This is a genomic window from Streptomyces capoamus (genome assembly GCF_014654935.1).
In the GTDB taxonomy this organism is placed as follows: domain Bacteria; phylum Actinomycetota; class Actinomycetes; order Streptomycetales; family Streptomycetaceae; genus Streptomyces; species Streptomyces capoamus.
The window spans coordinates 160,306-182,834 of record NZ_BNBF01000007.1; the positions used below are offsets into that span (position 1 = coordinate 160,306).

General features: G+C 71.6%; 22 protein-coding genes and 2 pseudogenes. 12 read left to right on the forward strand and 12 right to left on the reverse strand.

The window, feature by feature from the left end:
• Positions 1–414, reverse strand: a 414-nt coding sequence (locus IE312_RS39930) for a peptidoglycan recognition protein family protein (RefSeq protein WP_229899692.1), incomplete at its 3' end; no start/stop codon positions are given.
• A 317-nt stretch (positions 415–731) separates the two neighbouring features.
• Between IE312_RS39930 and IE312_RS13760 the strand changes: the two genes are divergently transcribed.
• The 5 genes from IE312_RS13760 to IE312_RS13780 all read left to right on the forward strand — a co-directional run bounded on the left by IE312_RS13760 (position 732) and on the right by IE312_RS13780 (position 4,903).
• Entirely contained in the window at positions 732–2,138 is a 1,407-nt protein-coding gene (locus IE312_RS13760) for a family 2B encapsulin nanocompartment shell protein (protein ID WP_189981548.1), read from the forward strand.
• 112 nt (positions 2,139–2,250) lie between these two features.
• Entirely contained in the window at positions 2,251–3,411 is a 1,161-nt protein-coding gene (locus tag IE312_RS13765; RefSeq protein WP_189981550.1) for a family 2 encapsulin nanocompartment cargo protein polyprenyl transferase, read from the forward strand.
• A 281-nt stretch (positions 3,412–3,692) separates the two neighbouring features.
• On the forward strand, positions 3,693–4,277 hold the full coding sequence (locus IE312_RS13770; protein ID WP_189981552.1) for a dihydrofolate reductase family protein: 585 nt from the start codon (positions 3,693–3,695) through the stop codon (positions 4,275–4,277).
• 26 nt (positions 4,278–4,303) lie between these two features.
• Positions 4,304–4,561, forward strand: a complete 258-nt coding sequence (locus IE312_RS13775) for a hypothetical protein (RefSeq protein ID WP_189981554.1) — start codon at positions 4,304–4,306, stop codon at positions 4,559–4,561.
• Between the two features lie 9 nt (positions 4,562–4,570).
• Positions 4,571–4,903, forward strand: coding sequence for a DUF952 domain-containing protein (locus IE312_RS13780; RefSeq protein ID WP_189981556.1), 333 nt, complete (start codon positions 4,571–4,573; stop codon positions 4,901–4,903).
• Positions 4,904–4,928: 25 nt separating this feature from the next.
• On the opposite strand, the pseudogene IE312_RS13785 reads toward IE312_RS13780, so the two are convergent.
• The 4 genes and pseudogenes from IE312_RS13785 to sodN all read right to left on the reverse strand — a co-directional run bounded on the left by IE312_RS13785 (position 4,929) and on the right by sodN (position 7,193).
• Positions 4,929–5,680 (reverse strand): annotated as a pseudogene (locus IE312_RS13785) (VOC family protein).
• Between the two features lie 26 nt (positions 5,681–5,706).
• Entirely contained in the window at positions 5,707–6,123 is a 417-nt protein-coding gene (locus IE312_RS13790; RefSeq protein ID WP_189981557.1) for a VOC family protein, read from the reverse strand.
• 34 nt (positions 6,124–6,157) lie between these two features.
• Entirely contained in the window at positions 6,158–6,559 is a 402-nt protein-coding gene (locus tag IE312_RS13795) for a helix-turn-helix transcriptional regulator (protein ID WP_189981559.1), read from the reverse strand.
• A gap of 238 nt (positions 6,560–6,797) precedes the next feature.
• Positions 6,798–7,193 carry a superoxide dismutase, Ni gene (gene sodN, locus IE312_RS13800; RefSeq protein WP_189981561.1) on the reverse strand — a complete coding sequence of 132 codons (396 nt, stop codon included), beginning with the start codon at positions 7,191–7,193 and terminating at the stop codon, positions 6,798–6,800.
• Between the two features lie 145 nt (positions 7,194–7,338).
• On the opposite strand from sodN, the gene sodX reads away from it, so the two are divergent.
• Entirely contained in the window at positions 7,339–7,773 is a 435-nt protein-coding gene (gene sodX / locus IE312_RS13805; RefSeq protein WP_189981825.1) for a nickel-type superoxide dismutase maturation protease, read from the forward strand.
• Here sodX and IE312_RS13810 read toward each other — a convergent pair.
• On the reverse strand, positions 7,677–8,306 hold the full coding sequence (locus tag IE312_RS13810) for a CGNR zinc finger domain-containing protein (RefSeq protein WP_189981563.1): 630 nt from the start codon (positions 8,304–8,306) through the stop codon (positions 7,677–7,679). The genes sodX and IE312_RS13810 overlap by 97 nt on opposite strands.
• Positions 8,307–8,410: 104 nt before the next feature.
• Between IE312_RS13810 and IE312_RS13815 the strand changes: the two genes are divergently transcribed.
• Complete coding sequence (locus IE312_RS13815; protein WP_189981565.1) at positions 8,411–9,169, forward strand: class I SAM-dependent methyltransferase; 759 nt, start codon at positions 8,411–8,413, stop codon at positions 9,167–9,169.
• A gap of 133 nt (positions 9,170–9,302) precedes the next feature.
• Here IE312_RS13815 and IE312_RS13820 read toward each other — a convergent pair whose 3' ends face one another.
• Genes IE312_RS13820 through IE312_RS13830 form a run of 3 tightly spaced genes read right to left on the reverse strand, consistent with a single transcriptional unit; the run spans position 9,303 to position 12,037 of the window.
• Positions 9,303–10,109: an amino acid ABC transporter ATP-binding protein gene (locus tag IE312_RS13820; RefSeq protein WP_306419736.1), complete on the reverse strand. Its 807-nt coding sequence runs from the start codon at positions 10,107–10,109 to the stop codon at positions 9,303–9,305.
• Positions 10,106–11,041 carry an amino acid ABC transporter permease gene (locus tag IE312_RS13825; RefSeq protein WP_189981567.1) on the reverse strand — a complete coding sequence of 312 codons (936 nt, stop codon included), beginning with the start codon at positions 11,039–11,041 and terminating at the stop codon, positions 10,106–10,108. Before IE312_RS13825 ends, IE312_RS13820 begins: the two co-directional genes overlap by 4 nt.
• A gap of 36 nt (positions 11,042–11,077) precedes the next feature.
• On the reverse strand, positions 11,078–12,037 hold the full coding sequence (locus IE312_RS13830; protein WP_189981569.1) for an ABC transporter substrate-binding protein: 960 nt from the start codon (positions 12,035–12,037) through the stop codon (positions 11,078–11,080).
• A gap of 619 nt (positions 12,038–12,656) precedes the next feature.
• Here IE312_RS13830 and IE312_RS13835 point away from each other — a divergent pair.
• The 4 genes and pseudogenes from IE312_RS13835 to IE312_RS13850 form a co-directional block, all read left to right on the forward strand.
• A complete protein-coding gene (locus tag IE312_RS13835; protein WP_189981571.1) occupies positions 12,657–13,880 on the forward strand; it encodes an NAD(P)-dependent malic enzyme in 1,224 nt (407 codons plus the stop codon).
• Between the two features lie 152 nt (positions 13,881–14,032).
• Entirely contained in the window at positions 14,033–14,998 is a 966-nt protein-coding gene (locus IE312_RS13840; RefSeq protein ID WP_189981574.1) for a zinc-binding dehydrogenase, read from the forward strand.
• Between the two features lie 126 nt (positions 14,999–15,124).
• Positions 15,125–15,334, forward strand: coding sequence for an HTH domain-containing protein (locus IE312_RS13845; protein ID WP_189981576.1), 210 nt, complete (start codon positions 15,125–15,127; stop codon positions 15,332–15,334).
• A pseudogene (locus tag IE312_RS13850) lies at positions 15,334–15,624 on the forward strand (Clp protease N-terminal domain-containing protein); the annotation flags it as partial. The gene IE312_RS13845 and the pseudogene IE312_RS13850, both read left to right, overlap by 1 nt.
• A 668-nt stretch (positions 15,625–16,292) precedes the next feature.
• Here the strand turns inward: IE312_RS13850 and IE312_RS13855 are convergent.
• Together IE312_RS13855 and IE312_RS13860 are read right to left on the reverse strand one after the other, a co-directional pair.
• Entirely contained in the window at positions 16,293–17,312 is a 1,020-nt protein-coding gene (locus IE312_RS13855) for a PadR family transcriptional regulator (protein WP_189981580.1), read from the reverse strand.
• Position 17,313: 1 nt separating this feature from the next.
• Positions 17,314–18,309 carry a DUF4097 family beta strand repeat-containing protein gene (locus IE312_RS13860; protein ID WP_189981582.1) on the reverse strand — a complete coding sequence of 332 codons (996 nt, stop codon included), beginning with the start codon at positions 18,307–18,309 and terminating at the stop codon, positions 17,314–17,316.
• A gap of 192 nt (positions 18,310–18,501) precedes the next feature.
• Here IE312_RS13860 and IE312_RS13865 point away from each other — a divergent pair, with 192 nt between their 5' ends.
• Positions 18,502–18,681 carry a DUF6104 family protein gene (locus tag IE312_RS13865; RefSeq protein WP_003992906.1) on the forward strand — a complete coding sequence of 60 codons (180 nt, stop codon included), beginning with the start codon at positions 18,502–18,504 and terminating at the stop codon, positions 18,679–18,681.
• A 101-nt stretch (positions 18,682–18,782) separates the two neighbouring features.
• On the opposite strand, the gene IE312_RS13870 is transcribed toward IE312_RS13865, so the two are convergent.
• On the reverse strand, positions 18,783–22,529 hold a 3,747-nt coding region (locus IE312_RS13870), incomplete at its 5' end, for a multifunctional oxoglutarate decarboxylase/oxoglutarate dehydrogenase thiamine pyrophosphate-binding subunit/dihydrolipoyllysine-residue succinyltransferase subunit (protein WP_229899694.1).

Here is a 22,529-nt window from a genome sequence, read left to right on the forward strand (position 1 = left end):
ATCCTCGCCGTCGCCGAGGTTCTCGCACTCGAAGCCGTAGAAATGCCGGTTGCCGTCGGTGTTCGCCTCGTTGTCCGGCGGCAGCCCCTTCTCGGCGATCACCGCGCGCAGCACCTCGTCGTCACCGAGCCCGGCGTGGTTGGCGCGGCCGTAGCCGACCAGGTGGACCGTGCCGTCCTTGGTGATCACGCCGTGGCACAGCGGCCCGGGCAGGTCCCCGGAGCCGTCGCGGCACAGCTCGACCGTGCGCGCGCTGCCCCGGGTCACCGTGTGGTGGATCATCACGCCGTGCACCGGCCCCCAGGGGCCCTTGTGATTGCGGTTGTGGTGCCGCCAGTCGCCGACCTCGGCGACCGTGAGGCCCTCCGCCCTGAGCGCGTGCAGGAATCCGTTCGCCGACATGGGTGGGGCCATGCCCGACTCCTTCGTGCCGTGCCGTCCGGCCGCCGAACCGGGGCCGGGTGTCCTTCCCCGTTCAACGAGGCCGGACGTCGCTCCGTTCAACGAGGCCGGACGCCGGGGGACGCGCCGTTCGTACGGTGTGCGAGCCGATCCGGACAACCGGAGGGGACCCGGGGCCGGAACGGGATCCCTCTTCGTGCCCAGTTATCCGATGATCCATTCCCGCTCTTTCGGGTAATGGCGCCACCACCGTGCGTACTGGAACGCTCGAAGGTGAGACCGGTGCCCGTGCGATCCCGCACCGGGCATACATGGGGAGGCAGTTCTTTATGTCGGTAGGCGAAGAGGTCCGCACGGATCAGGGCAAGCCGCAGCAGTCCCTCGGGACGGCGGCCGCGCGGAACCTGGCCACCACCACCAAGTCCGTTCCGCAGATGCAGGAGATCAGCTCCCGCTGGCTGCTGCGCACGCTGCCCTGGGTGGACGTCCAGGGCGGCACCTACCGGGTGAACCGGCGGCTGACCTACGCCGTCGGCGACGGCCGGATCACCTTCGTGAAGACGGGCGACCAGGTCGAGGTCATCCCGAACGAACTGGGGGAGCTGCCGGCCTTGCGGTCGTACGAGGACGAGGAGGTGCTGACGGAGCTGGCCCGCCGGTGCCGCCAGCGCGACTTCGCGGCCGGAGAGGTGATCGCCGACTTCGGCAACCGGACGGACGAGGTGTACCTGCTCGCCCACGGCCGGGTGGAGAAGGTCGGCACCGGCCCCTACGGCGACGACGCCGTGCTCGGGGTCCTCGCCGACGGCGCCTACTTCGGCGAGCAGGCGCTGCTCGACCCGGAGGCGATCTGGGAGTACACCGTCCGCGCGGACACCCCGACCACCGTGCTCATCCTCGGCCGCCAGGACTTCGAGCAGGTCGCCGAGCGCGCCGACTCGCTGCGCGCCCACCTCGAACGGCTGCGGTCGATCCCCGAGCAGCGGACCAACAAGTACGGCGAGAAGGAGGTCGAGCTGGCGGCCGGCCACTCCGGCGAGCCCGACATCCCGCACACCTTCGTGGACTACGAGCCGCGGCCCCGCGAGTACGAACTGAGCATCGCCCAGACCGTGCTGCGCATCCACACGCGCGTGGCCGACCTGTACAACCAGCCGATGAACCAGACCGAGCAGCAGCTGCGGCTCACGGTCGAGGCGCTGAAGGAGCGCCAGGAGCACGAGCTGGTCAACAACCCGGAGTTCGGCCTGCTCAGCAACTGCGAGTACGACCAGCGGATCCAGCCGCACGACGGTGTCCCCAGCCCGGACGACCTGGACGAGCTGCTCAGCCGCCGCCGGGGCACCAAGCTGCTGCTGGCCCACCCGCGTGCGATCGCCGCGATCGGGCGGGAGCTGAACAAGCGGGGACTGGTCCCGGAGACCATCGACATCGCCGGCAACCGCATCCCCACCTGGCGCGGGGTGCCGATCTACCCGTGCAACAAGATCCCGGTCAGCGAGGCCCGTACGACCTCCATCATCGCCATGCGTACCGGCGAGGCGGACCAGGGTGTCATCGGACTCAGGCAGTCCGGCATCCCGGACGAGATCGAGCCGAGCCTGTCGGTCCGGTTCATGGGCATCAACGAACAGGCCATCATCAAGTACCTGGTCACGGCCTACTACTCGGCCGCCGTGCTGGTCCCCGACGCCCTCGGCGTGCTGGAGAACGTCGAGATCGGCCGGTGGAGGTGACGTCTGCGCACGTCGTGGCCGTGTCCCCGCCCGTCGGCGCGGGTATGCCCTCGGGGTATGCGTCCGGCGGGGCCGGCGGCGCCGGCCTCCGCGGACCCGGCGAGGGGGAGGCATGGCCGAGTTCATGACGGAGACCGAAGAGCGTTCCTCCGGTGTGCCGCGACCCGGCACGGCGGAGGAACCGCGGCGGAAGACCGACGACCCGCCCCACGCGCAGGGCACCGACGACCCGCCCGACGCGCAGGAGGCGGCGGTACAGCTGGAGCGCGCCCGGGCGCTGGTCGACCCGGAGCTGCGCGCGGCCGTGGAGTCGCTGCCCGGTGCCATGCGCCGGATCGCGCTGTACCACTTCGGCTGGCAGCACGCCGACGGCAGCCCGGCGGCGGGCAACGCGGGCAAGGCGATCAGACCGGCGCTGGTGCTGGCGGCCGCAGCCGCGCTCGGCGGTCCGGCGGCCCGTACGGCCGCCGTGCGGGCCGCGGCGGCGGTCGAGCTGGTCCACAACTTCACGCTGGTGCACGACGACCTGATGGACCGGGACACCACGCGCAGGCACCGGCCGACGGTGTGGACCGTGTTCGGCGACGCCGACGCGATCCTCGGCGGGGACGCCCTCCAGGCCCTGGCCCTGCGGCTGCTCGTCGAGGACCCGCACCCGGCCTCCGTCCCGGCCGCGGCCCGGCTCGCGGCCTGTGTCGTGGAGCTGTGCGAGGGCCAGCACGTCGACACGGACCTGGAGCGGCGCGCGCCGGAGGCGGTCACCCTGGCGGAGGTGCTCGCCATGGCGGAGGCGAAGACCGGTGCCCTGCTGGGCTGCGCCTGCGCGCTCGGCGCGCTGTACGCGGGCGCGGACGACGAGGAGGTGGCGGCGCTGGACGGCTTCGGCCGCCAGGCCGGGCTCGCCTTCCAGCTGATCGACGACGTCATCGGCATATGGGGGGACCCGCGGCACACCGGCAAGCCGGCCGGCGCGGATCTCGCCGCCCGCAAGAAGTCGCTGCCGGTGGTGGCGGCGCTGACCTCCGGCACCCCGGCGGCGGCCGAACTCGCCGCGCTGTACGGCAGGCCGTACCGGGAGGGGGAGGCGGCGGCCGGGGAGATCGCCCGCACGGCACTGGCGGTGGAGCGGGCCGGCGGCCGGGACTGGGCGCAGGCCGAGGCGGCCGACCGGATGGCCCGGGCGATGCAGGAGCTGGCCCGTGCGGTCCCCGACCCGGAGGCGGCGGGCGGGCTGCTGGCCCTCGCCGAGTTCGTGACCCGGCGCACCAGCTGACGGCCGCCCGTCCCGGCGGCCGAGAAGGACCCGGAGTCCCCGGTCCGCGCGGCTCCTGACCCCGCGCGGGCCCCGGGGACTCCGGCCAGGCGGCCCCGCACACCTGCCCGGTGTGCGGGGCCCCGCTCTGCCCGCGGCACGGATCGTCGGAAGGAGTTTCCGAAAAACTCTTGCACCACGACAGTTGGAGTACTACAAATGAACCACTACAGATGGAGCGGTCAGCGGAGTACCCGCCGCGGCCGCTCCCCGCCCCCGCCACCCCACGAAAAGAGTCCCGCTTGCGCAAGCTGTCGTACGTCGTCGCCTGTTCGCTCGACGGATTCATCGGCGACGAGCGGGGTGACGCCTCCGCGATGTACCGCTACCTGGACGAGGAGTTCACGGCCTTCCTCGCCGCGGAACTGCCGGAGACCCTGCCCACCCACGTCCGCGAGGCGCTCGGCGTCGACCACCTGGAGAACCAGCGGTTCGACACGGTCGTCCAGGGCCGGGCCAGCTATGAACTGGCCCTGCGGGAAGGCATCACCAGCCCCTACGGACACCTGCGCGAGTACGTCGCCTCCCGGGGTCTCGGCGCCTCGCCCCATCCGAACGTCGAGATCATCGCCGACGACCTGGTCGGCCGGGTCCGCGCGCTGAAGGCGGAGGAGGGCGGGCTCGGCATCTTCCTGTGCGGCGGCTCGCAGGTCGCCGGGGCGCTGCTCGACGAGATCGACGAACTCGTCGTCAAGAGCTACCCCCTCGTCTACGGCAAGGGCATGCCGATGTTCGGCACCGGCCTGGACCTCAAGGAGTTCTCCCTGGAGTCCGTGCGCACCTTCGGCAACGGCGCGCTGGTGCGGACGTACGGCAGGGAGCGCTGAGACCGCCGCCGACCTACCCTGAGGGCATGGACAGCGACGAACCGGCCTGTCCCGTCTGCGGACAGCCCGTCGAGACGGTCGTCAAGCGGCACAAGACACTGGGCGCCTGGGTGCCGGTCTGGGGCTCCGGGCCGTGCCGCAACCCCGACTGCGCGAGGTACGAGGCGACCGGCCGGACCGCGGAACCCCGCCGGGCCGCGCCCGACGACGGATCCGCCGCACCGCCGGTCCGGCCCGGCACCGGCGGCCCCGGGCACCCGCCGGCGGCCGGCGGGACGCCGTAGCGTGGGCGCATGCCGAAACTGCCGTACATCCTCCACATCACCGAGCGCCGCCTGTGGGAGGCGGCGCTCGAACGCGGCGCCTACGAGATGTCCACTCGGGGCCGCACCCTCCAGGAGGAGGGCTTCATCCACTGCTCCACCCGCGAGCAGCTCCCGGCCGTCGCGGGCTTCCTCTACGGCGGCTACGACGGCCCCGACCAGCTGGTCGTCCTGGTGGTCGATCCGGCCAAGGTCGGCGCGCCGGTGAGGTACGAGACCGCCGAGCCGGGCGGGGAGGAGTTCCCGCACGTGTACGGGCCGCTGCCGGTCGAGGCCGTGGTGGACGTGGAGCGCTGGGGCTGACCCGGCCGCGGGCCCCGCTCCGGGGTCACCCGGCGGCGCGGGCGCCGCGGGCCGGCAGACCGCCCGTCTCCGGGTCCCGGCCGGTCAGGCAGTACGTGCCGCCGGCCGGGTCGCGCAGCACTGTCCAGTGGGCGCCCTCGCGCACCACCGTGGCGCCCAGCCCCTCGTGCCGGACGCGGACGGCCGTGACGTCCGCGCAGGCGAGGTCGAGGTGGGCGGAGGCCGGCCGCTCCTCGTCCAGCCGCTGGAGCAGCAGCCGTACCGGAAAGCCCGCCGGCGGGCGCAGCACGCTGAACTCCGGCCGGGAGCCCGCCTGTTGCTCCCACCCGGTCAGCCCGGCCCAGAACGCGGCCTCGGCGGCGTACCGGGACGGCGGGATGTCGAGGCACACCTGGTCCAGCCGGCTGCCGGAGACCACCGGCGGCCGTACCGCCTCCCCCTGCCAGGGCACGGCACAGAACAACTGCCCGCCGGGGGAGCGCAGTACGGCCCAGTCGCCGTGGTCCGCCACGAGGGCGGCGCCCAGCCGCCGGGCGAGCGCGACCACGTCCCGTACGTCCTCGGCGCACAGGTCGATGTGGGCACCGCCGTCCCCCTCGGCGACGCCCTGCAGCTTCACACTCGGGTCCGTCCCCTCGGGCAGCAGCGTCACGAACTCGCCGGCCCCGCCCGGAACGCGGACAGCCGGGTGCCGGTGACGGCCGTCCAGAAGGCGCACGCGTCGGCGAGGCGCGTGGCCGGGCGGTCGGCGAAGGCGTAGGTCCAGCGGATCGTCATCCGGGGAGTGTACGGGCGGGCGGGGCTCAGCCGGCGGGGCGTTCGAGGAAGCGGAGCTGGTTGCCCGCCGGATCCCGGAAGGCGCAGTCGCGGACCCCGTACGGCTGGTCCATCGGCTCCTGGAGGACGTCGGCCCCGGACTCCCGCACCCGCGCGTACAGCGCGTCGCAGTCGGGCGTGGTGAAGATGACCCCGCGCAGCAGGCCCTTGGCGAGGAGTTCGTTGAGTGCCTGCTTGTCCGCGGCGGAGGCGTCCGGACTCGCGTCCGGCGGCTCCAGGACGATCTCGACGTCCGGCTGGAGCGGGGAGCCCAGGGTCACCCAGCGCATCCCCTCGAAGCCGACGTCGTTGCGGATCTCCAGGCCGAGCACGTCGCGGTAGAAGGCGATGGCCTTGTCGTGGTCGTCCACGGCGAGGAAGCATTGCGCGAGTTTCACGTCCATGGGCTCACCCTAGAACCGCCCCGCGCGCCGCGCCTCAGTACAGGCGTCGGCGCGGCCGGGTCAGCCGGCGGGCCACGCACGGCGGGATCGCCGCGCTCTCCTCGTGGTCGCGGGCGCGGTAGGCGCTCGGCGTCTCGCCGACCAGCTCGGTGAAGCGGGAGCTGAAGGAGCCGAGGGAGGTGCAGCCGACGGCGAGGCACACCTCGGTCACGCTGAGATCGCCCCGGCGCAGCAGCACCTTGGCCCGCTCGATGCGCCGGGTCATCAGATAGCTGTACGGCGTCTCCCCGAACGCCTTGCGGAAGCTGCGCTGGAAGTGGCCCGGGGACATCAGGGCGTCACGGGCCAGGACGGTCATGTCGAGCGGCTCGGCGTACTCGCGGTCCATGCGGTCGCGCACGCGCCGCAGCCGTCTCAGATCCTCCAGGGCGGTCACCCGCCCAGCTTCGCACAGCGCCCCGCCGGCCCGACGCCCGTCAGCGTGAACGCCCCGGCGCGCTCACGGACCGCCGCACGGGACCGCCCGCGGCCACCGGTACGCGCAGACGCCGGAGCGGCCCGCCCGGGGGCCGGGCGGGCCGCTCTCACCGTGACCCGGGCCTGCGGCGGCCGACGGCCGCGGGAACGGGATCAACGGGCTGAGATCAAGGGAAACGAGATCAAGAGAGGCCGGGTCAGGCCTTCTTGGTCTCCCAGAAGATCTTGTCGATCTGGGCGATGTAGTCCAGCGCCTTCTGGCCCGTCGCCGGGTCGGTGGACGCCTTGGCGGCCGAGAGGGCCTTCAGGGTGTCGTTGACCAGCTGGTGCAGCTCCGGGTACTTCTCGAAGTGCGGGGGCTTGAAGTAGTCGCTCCAGAGCACGGAGACGTGGTGCTTGGCCAGCTCCGCGCGCTGCTCCTTGATGAGGGTGGCGCGCGTCTGGAAGTGGGGGTCGTCGTTGCCGGCCATCTTTTCCTGGACGGCCTTCACCGACTCCGCCTCGATGCGGGCCTGGGCCGGGTCGTACACGCCGCAGGGCAGGTCGCAGTGGGCGCTGACCTTGACCTTGGGGGCAAACAGGCGGGAAAGCATGGAGCATTCCTTCCTCGTGATCGTCTTCTCAGGTGCGACATTACTCCCTGTGGAAGGCGATTTCTCGGGTGCCCCCTAGGGCTTAGGACAAAAGTCCAGGGTGAGACTGAGACTGGTGGAGGAACGGACCGGGGAGGTGCCGGGGATGCCGGAGCCGTCGCAGGAGACCGAGCGGGACAGGGCGGTGGCGCCGTTCGGACTGGCCGAGGTGACCGGCCCCTCGATGGTGCCCACGCTGCACCACGGGGACCAGCTGCTGGTGCGGTACGGGGGCGTGGTCAGGCCGGGGGACGTCGTGGTCCTGCGGCACCCGTTCCAGCAGGACCTGCTGGTGGTCAAGCGGGCCGTGGAGCGGCGCGAGGGCGGCTGGTGGGTGCTCGGGGACAACCCGTACGCCGGCGGCGACAGCACGGACTACGGGGTGGTGCCCGAGGAGCTGGTGCTGGGCACGGCGTGGTTCCGGTTCCGCCCGGTGAAGGCGGGTCAGCGCTCGCCGCTCGCGCTGCTGCGCTGGGCGCTCTCGGCCGCGAGGCCGCTGCTGCCCGACCGGTCGGCCTCCAGGCGCTTGCGGGCCCGGTAGGCGGCCACGTTGGCGCGGGTCGCGCAGCGGTCCGAGCAGTAGCGCCGGGAGCGGTTGGTGGAGGTGTCCAGGTAGGCGTTGCGGCACGGGGGCGCCTGGCACAGGCCGAGGCGGTCCACGCCGTACTCGGTGAGGTGGAAGGCCAGGCCCATCGCCGCGATCGCCGCGTACCCGGCGGTGGCGTTGGACGGGTGGTCGGCCAGGTGCATGTGCCACAGGGGGCGGTCGTCCTCGTCGCGGTGATCGTGCCCGGAGATCTGCGGGCTGACCGGGAACTCCAGCAGGAGCGAGTTCAGCAGGTCCACGGCGAGGGTCTCGTCGCCCTGGTCGGCGGCCTCGAAGACCCCGCGCAGCCGGGCCCGGACCGAGCGGAACCGCGTGACGTCGGCGTCGGTGGCGCGGCGGGCCGCCGACGCGTTGTCCCCGAACAGGTCGCGGACGGCCTCGACCGTGGTCAGGATGTCCTTGCCCCGGGCCGGTTCCTCGCTGTTGACGAGGCGGACGGCGTAATCCGAGTAATAGGCCAGTTCCACTTGTAGTCCTTACGGAGGCGCATTATCGTCGTGTCTGCGGTCGGCGGGTAACAGCCGGTCGTGCTTCCAGGGTATTACGTGAACCGAGGGGAATCGGGGTTTCCATGACGACCACCGCCGGAACCGACTGGGCAGCGTGGCAGGAGAGCTGGGACCGGCAGCAGGAGTGGTACATGCCGGACCGCGAGGACCGTTTCCGGATCATGCTCGACATGGTCGAGGCGCTCGTCGGCACCGCCCCGCGCGTGCTCGACCTGGCCTGCGGCACCGGCAGCATCACCGCCCGGCTGCTGCGCCGCTTCCCCGGGGCCACCAGCACCGGCGTCGACCTCGACCCGGCGCTGCTCGCCATCGCGGACGGCACCTTCGCGGGCGACGACCGCGTCACCCTCGTCGCCGCCGACCTCACCGACCCCGACTGGCCGGCGAAGCTGCCGTACGACTCCTACGACGCCGTCCTGACCGCCACGGCCCTCCACTGGCTGCACAGCGAACCCCTCGCGGCCCTCTACGGTCAGGTCGCGGGGCTGGTCCGCGACGGCGGTGTCTTCATGAACGCGGACCACATGATCGACGACACCACGCCCCGGATCAACGCGGCCGAGCGCGCCCAGCGCCACACCCGCATGGATCAGGCCAAGCGGGACGGCACCCTGGGCTGGGCCGAGTGGTGGCGGCTGGCCGCCCAGGACCCGGTCCTGGCCGAGCCGACCGCCCGCCGCTTCGAGATCTACGGCGAGCACGCGGACGGGGACACCCCGCCGGCCGCCTGGCACGCCCGGGTGCTGCGCGAGAAGGGGTTCGCCGAGGCCCGGCCGGTGTGGTGCTCGCCCTCCGACACCCTGCTGCTGGCCCTCAAGTAGGGCGCGCGGGCGTCCCGCCGGCACGGCAGGTGGCAACGGCGAAGGGCGGTACGGGTGAGCCGTACCGCCCTTCGCCGTGCGGAGCGTCGGAGGACCTTCGTCAACAGGGCGTCGCAGGACCTGCGACGAGGCGTCAGAGGACCTTCGACAGGAAGGACTGCGTCCGTTCGTGCTGCGGGTTCGTCAGGACGTCCCGCGGGTGGCCGGATTCGACCACCACACCGTCGTCCATGAACACCAGGCTGTCGCCCACCTCGCGGGCGAAGCCCATCTCGTGTGTCACGACGACCATGGTCATGCCGGACTCGGCGAGGTCCCGCATCACGTCCAGGACGTCACCGACCAACTCCGGGTCCAGGGCCGAGGTCGGCTCGTCGAACAGCATCAGCTTCGGCTCCATCGCCAGGGCCCGGGCGATCGCCACGCGCTGCTGCTGGCCGCCGGACAGCTGGGAGGGGTAGTGCCCGGCCCGGTCGTCCAGGCCCACGCGCTCCAGCAGCTGCATGGCGCGCTCCCGGGCCTGCGCCCGGCTCACGCCCTTGACCTGCACCGGCGCCTCCATGACGTTCTCCACGGCCGTCATGTGCGGGAACAGGTTGAAGCGCTGGAAGACCATGCCGATGTCCCGGCGCTTCATCGCGACCTCGCGGTCGCGCAGCTCGTACAGCTTCTCGCCCTGCTGGCGGTAGCCGACCAGCTCGCCGTCCACGTACAGCCGCCCGGCGTTGATCTTCTCCAGGTGGTTGATGCACCGCAGGAAGGTCGACTTCCCGGAACCGGAGGGGCCGATGAGGCAGAACACCTCGCCCGGCTTCACCTCCAGGTCGATGCCCTTGAGGACCTCGACGTGCCCGAAGGACTTGTGGACGCCCTCGGCCTTCACCATCGGGACGGTGCCCGCGGTCGGGGTGTCCTGCGTCTTGTTCAGCTTGTCCGTCATGCCATGCCTCCCTTGGGCCGGCCCAGAGAGAGCATGTTGGTCTTCACCTTCTGCCACGGGGTGGGCGGCAGCTGGCGGCTGGAGCCGCGGGCGTAGTACCGCTCCAGGTAGTACTGGCCCACGCTCAGCACCGAGGTCATGATCAGGTACCAGGCCGCGGCGAGGAAGTACATCTCCACCGGGGCACCGGAGTTCTGGCCGATGTCCTGGGCGTAGCGGAACAACTCGGGATACTGGACGGCCGCCACGAGCGAGGTCGTCTTCAGCATGTTGATCACTTCGTTGCCCGTCGGCGGCACGATCACGCGCATCGCCTGCGGGATGACCACCCGGCGCAGGGTCTTGGCGTGGCTCATGCCGAGCGCGTGGGCCGCCTCGGTCTGGCCCTCGTCCACCGCCAGCAGGCCGGCGCGGCAGATCTCCGCCATGTACGCCGCCTCGTTCAGACCCAGGCCGAGCAGCGCCGTCAGCAGCGGCGTCATGAAGTTCGACCACTCGTCCTTGTAGAGCGGCATCAGGTTGATGTAGCGGAACACCAGGCCCAGGTTGAACCAGAGGAACAGCTGGACCAGGACCGGGGTGCCGCGGAAGAACCAGATGTAGAACCAGGCGATCGCCGAGGTCACCGGGTTCTTCGACAGTCGCATCACCGCCAGGACGATGCCGCCGACGATGCCGATCAGCATCGACAGGACCGTCAGGAGGAGCGTCTTGGAGACACCGGTCACGATCCGGTCGTCGAAGAAGTAGTCCGGTACCGCGTGCCAGTTGATCTGACCCTGGGCGAACGCGTAGATGATCGCGACGAGGAGCGCGATCGCGATGACGGCGGAGACGTACCGTCCGTAGTGCCGGACCGGGATGGCCTTGATGGCCTCCGCGCCGGCCGGGGGCGTGTCCGTCGGCTCCGCCGTCTTGTCGATGTCAGTCACGGGTATTGCCTCTCAGTGGCCGCTGGGTGCCGCGGGTCACTTGCCGCCGTTGATCACGGACTGCTTGACGGCGCCGTCCTGGGCGCCCCACTTCTCGAGAATCTTCTGGTACTCGCCGTTCTTGATGATCGCGTCCATCGCGGCCTGCAGCGCGTCGCGCAGCTGGGTCTCCTTCTTGGACACCGCGATGCCGTACGGAGCCGCCTCGACCTGGTCACCGACGACCTCGAAGTCCTTGCCGCCGCCGGAGGTCTTCACCGCGTACGCGGCGACCGGGAAGTCGGCGGACACGGCGTCCGCGCCGCCCGAGCGCAGGCGGGTCTGGGCCTGCTGGTTGTCGTCGAAGGCCTCGATGGCGAGCTTCTTGCCGGCCGGACACTTCTTGGCCTGCTGCTTGGCGAGGTCCTCGGAGGTGGTGCCGCGCTGGACGGCGAGCTTCTTGCCGCACAGGTCGTCCCAGGTGCTGATGCCCTTGGTGTCGCCCTTGCGGGTGTAGATCGACACACCGGCCGTCAGGTAGTCGACGAAGTCGACGCCCTCGCCGACCTTCTTGCCGGTGTCCGGGTCGACGCCCTCCTGACGGTTCTTGTTGTCCGTCATCGCCGACATCGCCATGTCGTAGCGGTCCGAGCGCAGACCGGTGAGCAGGGCGTCGAAGGTGCCGTTCTGGAAGTCGAACGTCACGCCGAGCTGCTTGCCCAGGGCCGCCGCCAGGTCGGGGTCGAGGCCGACGACCTTGCCGGAGGAGTCCTTGTACTCGACCGGGGCGTAGGCGATGTCCGAACCGACCCTGATCTTGCCCTTGCTCCGGATCTCCTGCGGGAGCTTGTCGGCGAGCGGCGCGTTGCTGACGGACGCGCTGCCGGAGTTCTCGTTCTTGTCCTTCGTCTGGTCACCGCAGCCGGTGAGCAGCAGGGCCCCTGCGACCGCGATCGCACCGGCCGCGGCCAGAGGGGAGCGCGCTGCGGTCGTACGACGGGTGGAGCTTGCGGTCATCGTGGTTCCTCCGGCGGATGGGAAGAGTTGCCGATGGGTCGACGGAAACACACACCTTCGGGTGTCGCGACCTCGTGGGTTTACGGCATCTTGCCATTCGGACTACGCCATTCAGGGGCGTCGCTATGTCAAAATCGGATAACGGGTGACCCCCGAACCGCATCAGGTCGGTACAACCCTGGTGCGTCACCGCCGAACATCTGCGGGAATCCAGCGCTCCGGCCGGAAAATCTTCGGCGTGTCTCAGGATGTGGTCACCCCTTCGCCGGGCCCCACGAGCCTCCTCGGGCGCATTCGTGCCCTTACGGCCCACCGGCCGCGCGTCGGCCGGGCACCATTCGCCGGCCGATCCCGGCCGATCCCGGCCGGTCTCCGGCCGGTCCACCGGGCGGCCGCCCGTTTCCGGATGTGACCTTGCACCTATTGGACTCGTCGCGGGTGCCGTCCGTCCGGTATGAAGGTTCTTTACACCCCTCATCCGGGGCTCAGGGCGCGTGTGCGGCGCGCCCGTCGCGCAGCAGCTCGTACGTATCCGCAATCGAGCCCTGCGCGGTGCCCGCCCACCCCTCACCAGGAGTGGTCGACCCTCAAACCATGCATAGCTAAGGGGTAAAACAAAGTGGCAGCGGAGATCGTCAATCCTCGCAGCGACAGCAGTACGGATCAGGACGGCGGGGCCGAGCCCCTCGATTCCTTCGATCCGGCGTTCGCGCTGCACCGCGGCGGCAAGATGGCCGTGCAGGCCACCGTGCCGGTCCGTGACAAGGACGACCTTTCCCTCGCGTACACGCCCGGTGTCGCTCGCGTGTGCACCGCGATCGCGGAAACGCCGGACCTGGTCAACGACTACACATGGAAGTCCAACGTGGTCGCCGTCGTCACCGACGGCACGGCCGTGCTCGGACTCGGGGACATCGGTCCCCAGGCCTCCCTCCCCGTGATGGAGGGCAAGGCCATCCTGTTCAAGCAGTTCGGCGGCGTCGACGCGGTGCCGATCGCGCTCGACTGCACCGACGTGGACGACATCGTCGAGACCGTCGTCCGGCTCGCTCCCTCCTTCGGCGGAGTGAACCTCGAGGACATCTCGGCACCCCGGTGCTTCGAGGTCGAGCGCCGGCTCCAGGAGCGACTGGACATCCCGGTCTTCCACGACGACCAGCACGGTACGGCCGTCGTGACGCTCGCGGCGCTCAGGAACGCGGCGCGGCTCAGCGGGCGCGAGATCGGACAGCTGCGGGCCGTCATCTCGGGCGCCGGCGCGGCCGGTGTCGCCATCGCCAAGATGCTGGTCGAGGCCGGCATCGGGGACGTGGCCGTGGCGGACCGCAAGGGTGTCGTCTCGGCCGACCGGGAGGACCTGACCCCGGTCAAGCGCGAGCTGGCCGGCTTCACCAACAAGGCCGGCCTCACCGGTTCGCTGGAGGTCGCCCTCGCGGGCGCGGACGTCTTCATCGGCGTCTCCGGCGGTACGGTCGCCGAGGAGGCCGTCGCCTCCATGGCCGAGGGCGCCTTCGTGTTCGCGATGGCCAACCCGAACCCCGAGGTGCACCCGGACGTCGCGCACAAGTACGCGGCGGTCGTCGCCACGGGGCGCTCGGACTTCCCGAACCAGATCAACAACGTGCTGGCCTTCCCCGGCATCTTCGCGGGCGCGCTCCAGGTGCGGGCCACGCGGATCACGGAGGGGATGAAGATCGCCGCGGCGGAGGCGCTGGCCTCCGTGGTCGGTGACGACCTCGCCGCCGACTACGTGATCCCCTCGCCGTTCGACGAGCGCGTCGCCCCCGCGGTCACCGCCGCGGTCGCCGCCGCCGCTCGGGCGGAGGGTGTCGCGCGTCGCTGACGTCACCCCGAACGGCCCCGCCCCCCAAGGGCGGGGCCGTTCGCGTGCGCGCCGGCGTACCGCTGCGCCGCAAGGGTGCCGTCGCGCAAGAGGGCATGTGTCACAGGCGGCCCTGGTTCCGCCGGCCGCGGCGCGCCCCTATCGTCGGCAGCATGTTCGCTGTCTACGCCGCCCGAATCGACCGCGACCAGCCGCTCAGCGGCCTCGAGTTGGGGGAGCGCCCGGCTCCCGAGGCCCCTCCCGGCTGGAGCACCGTCACGGTGCGGGCCGCTTCCCTCAACCACCACGACCTCTGGTCCCTGCGGGGCGTCGGCCTCCCGGAGGACCGGCTGCCGATGATCCTCGGCTGCGACGCCGCCGGTGTCGACGCGGACGGCAACGAGGTCGTCCTGCACTCCGTCATCGGCCAGACCGGCCACGGCGTCGGCCCCGACGAGCCGCGCTCCATCCTCACCGAGCGCTACCAGGGCACCTTCGCCGAACAGGTCGCCGTGCCCACCTGGAACATCCTGCCCAAGCCGAAGGAGCTGTCCTTCGCCGAGGCCGCCTGTCTGCCGACCGCGTGGCTGACGGCGTACCGGATGCTGTTCACCAACGCCGGGGTACGGCCCGGCGACTCGGTCCTCGTGCAGGGCGCGGGCGGCGGTGTCGCCACGGCCGCGATCGTCCTCGGCAAGGCGGCCGGGCTGCGGGTCTTCGCCACCAGCCGGGACGAGGCCAAACGCAAGCGGGCCCTGGAGCTCGGCGCCGTGGAGGCCGTGGAGCCCGGGGCGCGGCTGCCGCAGCGGGTCGACGCCGTCATCGAGACCGTGGGCGCGGCCACCTGGTCCCACTCGGTGAAGTCCCTGCGGCCCGGGGGCACGCTCGTCATCTCCGGGGCCACCAGCGGCGACCGGCCCTCGCACGCCGAGCTGACCCGGATCTTCTTCCTGGAGCTGAAGGTCGTCGGTTCCACCATGGGCACCAAGGACGAGCTGGAGGATCTGCTCGCCTTCTGCGCGGCGACGGGAGTGCGGCCCGTCATCGACGAGGAGCTGCCGCTGGACCGGGCCCGCGAGGGCTTCGAGCGGCTCGCGTCCGGGGAGCAGTTCGGAAAGATCGTGCTGACGAACTCCTGAGGCGCCGGCCGGGAGGCCGGGCGAGAGGCGGGTCGAGAGGCGGGTCCGGATGCCGGGCCCGCCTTCTTCGCACCCGTCTTGTCAACTTGGGTTGACTGCTGGGGTGTGTCAACCTACATTGACAGCATGAGTGAGGCAACCGATCTCGCCGAGCGCGCCGGTGACCGGGATCCCCGGGTCGGGCTGCGGGCCGTGGCCGCGCTGCGCCGGCTGCTGGAGCAGTTGGAGGCGGTACAGGTGCGCAACGCGCGCAATCAGGGCTGGTCGTGGCAGGAGATCGCCGCGGAGCTGGGTGTCAGCAGGCAGGCCGTGCACAAGAAGTACGGGAGGCGTTGATGTTCGAGCGGTTCACGAAGGACGCCCGGGCGGTGGTCGAGGGCGCGTACGCCCACGCGGAGGAGGGCGGGTCGGCGTCCGTGGACGCCGGGCACCTGCTGCTCGCGCTGCTCGACCGGGAGGAGAGCCGGGCGGCGTCCGCCCTGGCCGCCCTCGGGCTCGCCCGGCCGCCCGAGCGCGAGGCGGTACGGCGGGCCCTGCGCGAGGCGCGGCGGCGGGCCGGGCTCACCCGGGCCGAGGCGGACGCGCTGGCAGGGCAGGGGGGGAAGGGGGCTCGTTCCGGGCCTCGGGGTGTTCGCCCGCGTGTCGGTTCGCTCGCTCTGCCGGCGCCTGCTGCCCCCTGCGGTCTGTCTCGGACTGCGGGTGTTCGCCGGCCCGCCGACTGACTCTGCCAGAGCATGGCCCCGGGGGCTCGTCCCGGGCCTCGGGGTGTCCGCCCGCGTGTCGGTTCGCTCCTCTGCCGGAATCTGCTTCCCCCTGCGGCCTGTCTCGGCTGCGGGTGTTCGTCGGCCCGTCGGCTGGCTCTGGCGGAGCCTGGCCCCAGGGGCTCGTCTCGGGCCTCGGGGTGTTCGCCCGCGTGTCGGTTCGCTCGCTCTGCCGGGGCCTGCTGCCCCCTGCGCCTGTCTGGGACTGCAGGTGTTCGCCGGCCCGTCGGCAGGCTCTGTCGAGGCCTGACGGGGGGCTCGTTCCGGGCCTCGGGGTGTTCGCCCGCGTGCCCGGCTCGCTCGCTCTGCCGGAGCCTGCCCCCCTGTAGCTCGTCCCGACTTTGGGGTGTTCGCCCGCGCTTCGGTTCGCTCTGCCGGGCCTGCTCCCCCCGGGACCCGTCCCGGACTCCGGGTGCTCGCCCGCCCGTCGGCTCGTTCGCTCTGCCGGAGCCTGATCTCTCAGGGGCCGCCCCGGACTCCAGGTATTCGCCCGCCCGTCGGCTCGCTCTGTCGGAGGCGGGTGGTGGGGGAGGTCAGGGGGTGTGCAGGAGTGCTGTGATGCGGGCCGCGGTCGTGGCCAGGTGGCGGCGGGCCTCGTCGAGCTGGGCGGGGGTGACGCCGTGGTCGCGGGCCGCGTCACGGATGCCGTCGCGGAAGCGGTCCAGGATGCGGTCCAGGTCGCGGGCCGGGTCGCCGGTGGGGGTCTCGTGCGCCCACGAGGGTGCGTACTCGGCGGGGACCTCCTCCGGCGGGGCGGTGTGGTGCGGCTCCCCCGACGGGCCGGATCCGGTGCTGCGGGGAAAGCCCCACTCCCTGCCGGCGTCCTTGCCGAAGTCGCCGAACTCCTTGGCCAGTTCCGTCAGGCCCTCGCGGACGCCCTTCGGCCAGTCGCCGCGCGTGAAGTGGTCCTGCACCCGGTCCTGGACGCGGCGCGCGATGCGCTGGACCTCCTCCTGCGCCTGGGCGCGCGCCCGGGCCTGCGCCTCCTGGGCCTGACGGCGGGCCCGCTCGGCCTCCTCGCGGGCCCGGCGGCTCTCGTCCTTGGCGCGCCGTGCCTGCTCCTTCCACTCCTGCTTGACCCGGCGCATCTCCTCCTTGGCGGCCTTCCAGGCCTCCTTGTCGCCCGGCTCGCCGTACTCCCCGCCCCCGGACGTCTTCGCGTCCCGGCGGGCCTCCGTGGCGGCGGCGCGCATCTCGCGGCGCAGGTCGCCGGCCGCACCCCGCACGTCGGCCCGCATCTCCGCGGCCAGTTCCGCGACCGACTCGCGGATTTCCAGCTCCAGGTCGGCCAACTCCCCGCTGCGGTCCGCGAGTTCCGCCCGGCCGGCGTCCGTGATCGCGTACACCTTGCGGCCGCCCTCGGTGGTGTGCCGCACCAGGCCCTCCGCCTCCAGCTTGGCCAGGCGGGGGTAGACCGTGCCCGCCGAGGGGGCGTAGAGGCCCTGGAAGCGCTCCTCCAGGAGCCTGATCACCTCGTAGCCGTGGCGCGGGGCCTCGTCGAGCAGCTTGAGCAGGTACAGGCGGAGGCGGCCGTGGGCGAAGACGGGAGGCATGTCAGAGCACCTTCTTGTCGGTCGTGCCGTCGGCCGGGTCGCCGCTGCCGCCGGGGGCTTCGGCGGCGGGGGCGTCCTGGCCGGGAACGGAATTGTCTCCCGGGGCGGCCGGGTGGCGGTCGGCCGGGTGCGGTGCGCCGGGGGCGGAGGTCCTCGGGGGCTCGGTCTCCCAGGGGGTGCTCTCCTCGTCGTCCCGGGGCGGGCGGCGCAGCAGGGCGATCGAGCCGGAGACCGTGGTGGCGCGCAGCTTGCCGGTGCCCGCGCCGAGGCGGCCGGTGATCTTGTGCGCGCCCCACTGGCCGTGCACCCGCAGTCCGTCGAACGCGTTGGAGATCGTGCCGCTCGCGGTGTTCGCCTCCACCTCGGCGTCCGCCGGCTGCGGCAGGCGGATGGCGATCTCGCCGGAGACGCTGGTCAGTCCGATGTCCGTGGGGCCGTCCGGGTCCAGGTCGACGATCATCGAGCCGCTGACGGAGTCGGCCCGCACCGAGGTGCCGGAGCCCTCGACCACGGTGAGATCGCCCGAGACGGAGTGGAAGCGCAGGTCGCCGGTGACCGCCTGGGCCTCCAGGCTGCCCGAGACGGTGTCCGCGCGGACCGGTCCGGAGACGCCGACCAGGGTGGTGTCGCCGGTGACGCCCTTGATCACGGCGGAGCCGCGGATGCCGGAGACGACCGCGGCGGCGCCGACCACGCCGACCTCGACGCGGGTGTCGGCGGGGACGGCGAGGGAGACGACGGCGCTGCGGCGCCAGCCCTTGCGGTCGAGCCACTTGAGGAAGCCCTTCCAGGGCAGGTCGTCGTAGCCCACGGTGAGGGTGGTGCCGGACTGGACGACCACCAGGGGCGGGCCCTCGACCTCGGAGACCTCCAGGCGGGCGGTGGGCTCGTCCGTGCCCACCACGTTCACCGTGCCGTTGACGACGCGGACCTGGAGGTCGCGCACGGGAGCCTCGAAGGTCAGCTTCTGGGGTTCGGTGACGGACCACTCGGACATGGGGCCTCCTGAGCCGGGCACGGTCGTGACGCGCCATATCGCGTCCTCCTGCAACCCACGATATATCGCGTTCCGGCGAAGTCAAGGGACCTCCGGCCGGCGGCCGGAGGACGCGGTCCCCCGCCTCCCGCGGGGCGCTTACGCTGGTGGTTGTTGTCGGTTGCCGGATGTTTGCTCAGGAGACGTGGCCCTATGTACTTCACCGACCGCGGTATCGAGGAGTTGGAGAAGCGGCGTGGCGAGGAAGAGGTCACTTTCGAGTGGCTCGCGGAGCAGCTGCGGACGTTCGTGGACCTGAACCCGGACTTCGAGGTGCCCGTGGAGCGGCTGGCCACCTGGCTCGCGCGGCTGGACGACGAGGACGACGAGTGAGGCCCGCCCGGCGCGCCTGACCGCCCCGCCCCGCCGGACAGGCGAAGGGCCCGGTACCGAGTGGGAACTCGGTACCGGGCCCTTCCGCGGGGCCGCGGGGCTTACGCCTCGAAGACCTCGCGCACCAGCTGCTCCTGCTCCGCCTGGTGGCGCTTGGCGGAACCCACCGCCGGCGACGAGGAGTGCGGGCGCGAGATGCGCCGCAGCCGCTCGCCGGCCGGGATGTCCGCGCCGACCGCCAGGTCCAGGTGGTCGATCAGGTTGAGCGCGATGAACGGCCAGGCACCCTGGTTCGCCGGCTCCTCCTGCGCCCAGAGGTACTTCTCGGCGTTCGGGTACTTGTTGACCTCTGCCTGGATCTCGGCACCCGGCAGCGGGTACAGCCGCTCGATGCGGATGATCGCGGTGTCCGTGACGCCCCGCTTCTGCCGCTCGGCCTCGAGGTCGTAGTACAGCTTGCCGGCCACGAACACGACCTTGCGGACCGCGGCCGGGTCCGCCGCCGTGTCCCCGATGACGGGACGGAACTGACCCGACGTGAACTCCTCCGTCTTCGACGCGGCGGCCTTCAGGCGCAGCATCGACTTCGGGGTGAAGACCACCAGCGGCTTGTGGTGCGGGTTGTGCACCTGCCACCGCAGGAGGTGGAAGTAGTTCGACGGCAGGGTCGGCATGGCGACCGTCATGTTGTTCTGCGCGCAGAGCTGGAGGAACCGCTCGACACGGGCCGAGGAGTGGTCCGGGCCCTGGCCCTCGTAGCCGTGCGGCAGCAGCAGGGTGACGCCGGAGGTCTGGCCCCACTTCTGCTCGGCTGCCGAGATGTACTCGTCGACCACCGTCTGGGCGCCGTTGACGAAGTCACCGAACTGCGCCTCCCACATCACGAGCGCGTCGGGGCGGGCCAGCGAGTAGCCGTACTCGAAGCCCATGACCGCGTACTCGGACAGCAGGGAGTTGTAGACGTTGTAGCGCGCCTGGTCCTCGGCGAGGTACTGCAGCGGGGTGTACTCCTCGCCCGTCTCGCGGTCGATGAGGACCGCGTGGCGCTGGCCGAAGGTGCCGCGCTGGGAGTCCTGGCCGGACAGCCGGACCGGGGTGCCCTCCAGCAGCAGGGAGCCGACCGCGAGGGTCTCGCCCATGCCCCAGTCGATCGTGCCGTCCTCGACCATCGTCGCGCGGCGCTGCAGCTGGGGCAGCAGACGCGGGTGGACGTGGAAGGAGTCCGGGATGTTGACCTGGGACTCGGCGATGCGCTTGACGACCTCCGAGGAGATCGCGGTGTTCACCGCCACCGGGAAGTCGGCCTGCGGGTCCGGGGCGGGGCCGGCGGCCTGCTGGGTCGTGACGGCCTCGCGGACCTCCGTGAAGACCTTCTCCAGCTGGCCCTGGTAGTCCTGCAGGGCCTGCTCGGCCTCTTCCAGGGTGATGTCGCCGCGACCGATCAGGGACTCGGTGTACAGCTTGCGCACCGAGCGCTTCTTGTCGATCAGGTCGTACATCAGCGGCTGGGTGAAGGCCGGGTTGTCCGACTCGTTGTGACCGCGGCGGCGGTAGCAGATGAGGTCGATCACCACGTCCTTGTTGAACGCCTGGCGGAACTCGAAGGCCAGACGCGCGACGCGGACCACGGCCTCCGGGTCGTCGCCGTTCACGTGGAAGATCGGGGCCTCGATCATGCGGGCCACGTCCGTCGCGTACATGGAGGAACGCGAGGACTCGGGGGCCGCGGTGAAGCCGACCTGGTTGTTGATGACGATGTGGACCGTGCCGCCGGTGCGGTAACCGCGCAGCTGCGACATGTTCAGCGTCTCGGCCACCACGCCCTGGCCCGCGAAGGCCGCGTCGCCGTGCAGGGCGACGGGCAGCACGGTGAAGTCCGTCCCGCCCTTGTTGATGATGTCCTGCTTGGCGCGGGCGATGCCCTCGATGACCGGGTCGACCGTCTCCAGGTGGGAGGGGTTGGCGGCCAGCGAGACCTTGATCTGCTCGCCGTCCAGGCCGGTGAAGGTGCCCTCGGCGCCCAGGTGGTACTTCACGTCGCCGGAGCCGTGCATCGACTTCGGGTCGAGGTTGCCCTCGAACTCGCGGAAGATCTGCGCGTACGACTTGCCGACGATGTTCGCCAGCACGTTCAGGCGGCCGCGGTGGGCCATGCCGATGACGACCTCGTCCAGGCGGGACTCGGCGGCGGAGTCGATCACCGCGTCGAGCAGCGGGATGACGGACTCGCCGCCCTCCAGCGAGAAGCGCTTCTGGCCGACGTACTTCGTCTGCAGGAACGTCTCGAAGGCCTCCGCGGCGTTCAGCCGGCGCAGGATCCGCAGCTGCTCCTCACGCTCCATCTTGGCGTGCGGGCGCTCGACGCGGTCCTGGATCCACTTGCGCTGCTTGGGGTCCTGGATGTGCATGAACTCGATGCCGGTGGTGCGGCAGTACGAGTCGCGCAGCACGCCGAGGATGTCCCGCAGCTTCATCATCGACTTGCCGGCGAAGCCGCCGACCGCGAAGTCGCGCTCCAGGTCCCACAGGGTGAGCCCGTGCTCGGTGATGTCCAGGTCGGGGTGCTTGCGCTGCTTGTACTCCAGCGGGTCGGTGTCGGCCATGACGTGGCCGCGGACCCGGTAGGAGTGGATCAGCTCGAAGACGCGGGCGGCCTTGGTGACGTCGTCGTCGTGGCTGGCGTCGATGTCCTTGAGCCAGCGGACCGGCTCGTAGGGGATGCGCAGCGCCTCGAAGATGCCGTCGTAGAAGCCGTTTTCGCCGAGCAGCAGGTTGGCGACCTGGCGGAGGAACTCGCCGGAGGCGGCGCCCTGGATGACCCGGTGGTCGTAGGTCGACGTGAGCGTCATGACCTTCGAGATGCCGAGCTTGTTCAGGGTGTCCTGGCTGGTGCCCTGGAACTCCGCCGGGTAGTCCATGGAGCCGACGCCCATGATCACGGACTGGCCGGGCATGAGGCGCGGCACGGAGTGGACGGTGCCGAGGCCGCCGGGGTTCGTCAGGGAGACCGTGACGCCGGTGAAGTCGTCCATCGTCAGCTTGCCGTCGCGGGCGCGGCGGACGATGTCCTCGTAGGCCTGCCAGAACTCGAAGAAGTTCAGCGTCTCGGCCTTCTTGATGGCGGCCACGACGAGCTGGCGGTCACCGTTCGGCTTGACCAGGTCGATGGCCAGACCGAGGTTGACGTGCGGCGGCTTGACCAGGGTCGGCTTGCCGTCCTTCTCGCCGAACGACCAGTTCATCGCCGGCATGGCCTTGATGGCCTGCACCATCGCGAAGCCGATCAGGTGCGTGAAGGAGATCTTCCCGCCCCGGGCGCGCTTGAGGTGGTTGTTGATGACGATGCGGTTGTCGAACAGCAGCTTCACCGGGACGGCGCGGACCGAGGTCGCGGTCGGCAGCTCCAGGGAGGCGTTCATGTTCTTGGCGACGGCGGCGGCCGGGCCGCGCAGCGTGATCAGCTCCGGGCCGTCGGGGGCCTGGTCCGCCGGGGCGGACTTCGCCTTGGGCTGAGCGGGCGCCTGTGCGGGCTGCGCCGGCTTGGCCGGGGCGGGGGCGGCCTTGGCCGCGGGAGCCGGGGCAGGGGCCGCGGCGGGCTTCGCGGGAGCCGGGGCGGCGGCCTGGGGGGCCGGGGCCGCGGGCTGCGCCTGCGGGGCCGGGGTGGGGGTCTCTGCGGCCCCCGTGGCCGCAGTACCCGCCGGAGCCGGGGTGGCAGGAGCACCCGGCTTGTAATCGGCGAAGAAGTCCCACCAGGCACGGTCTACCGAATTCGGGTCCTGGAGGTACTGCTGATAGATCTCGTCGACGAGCCACTCGTTCGGACCGAACGCCGCGGCGGGGTTCTTCCC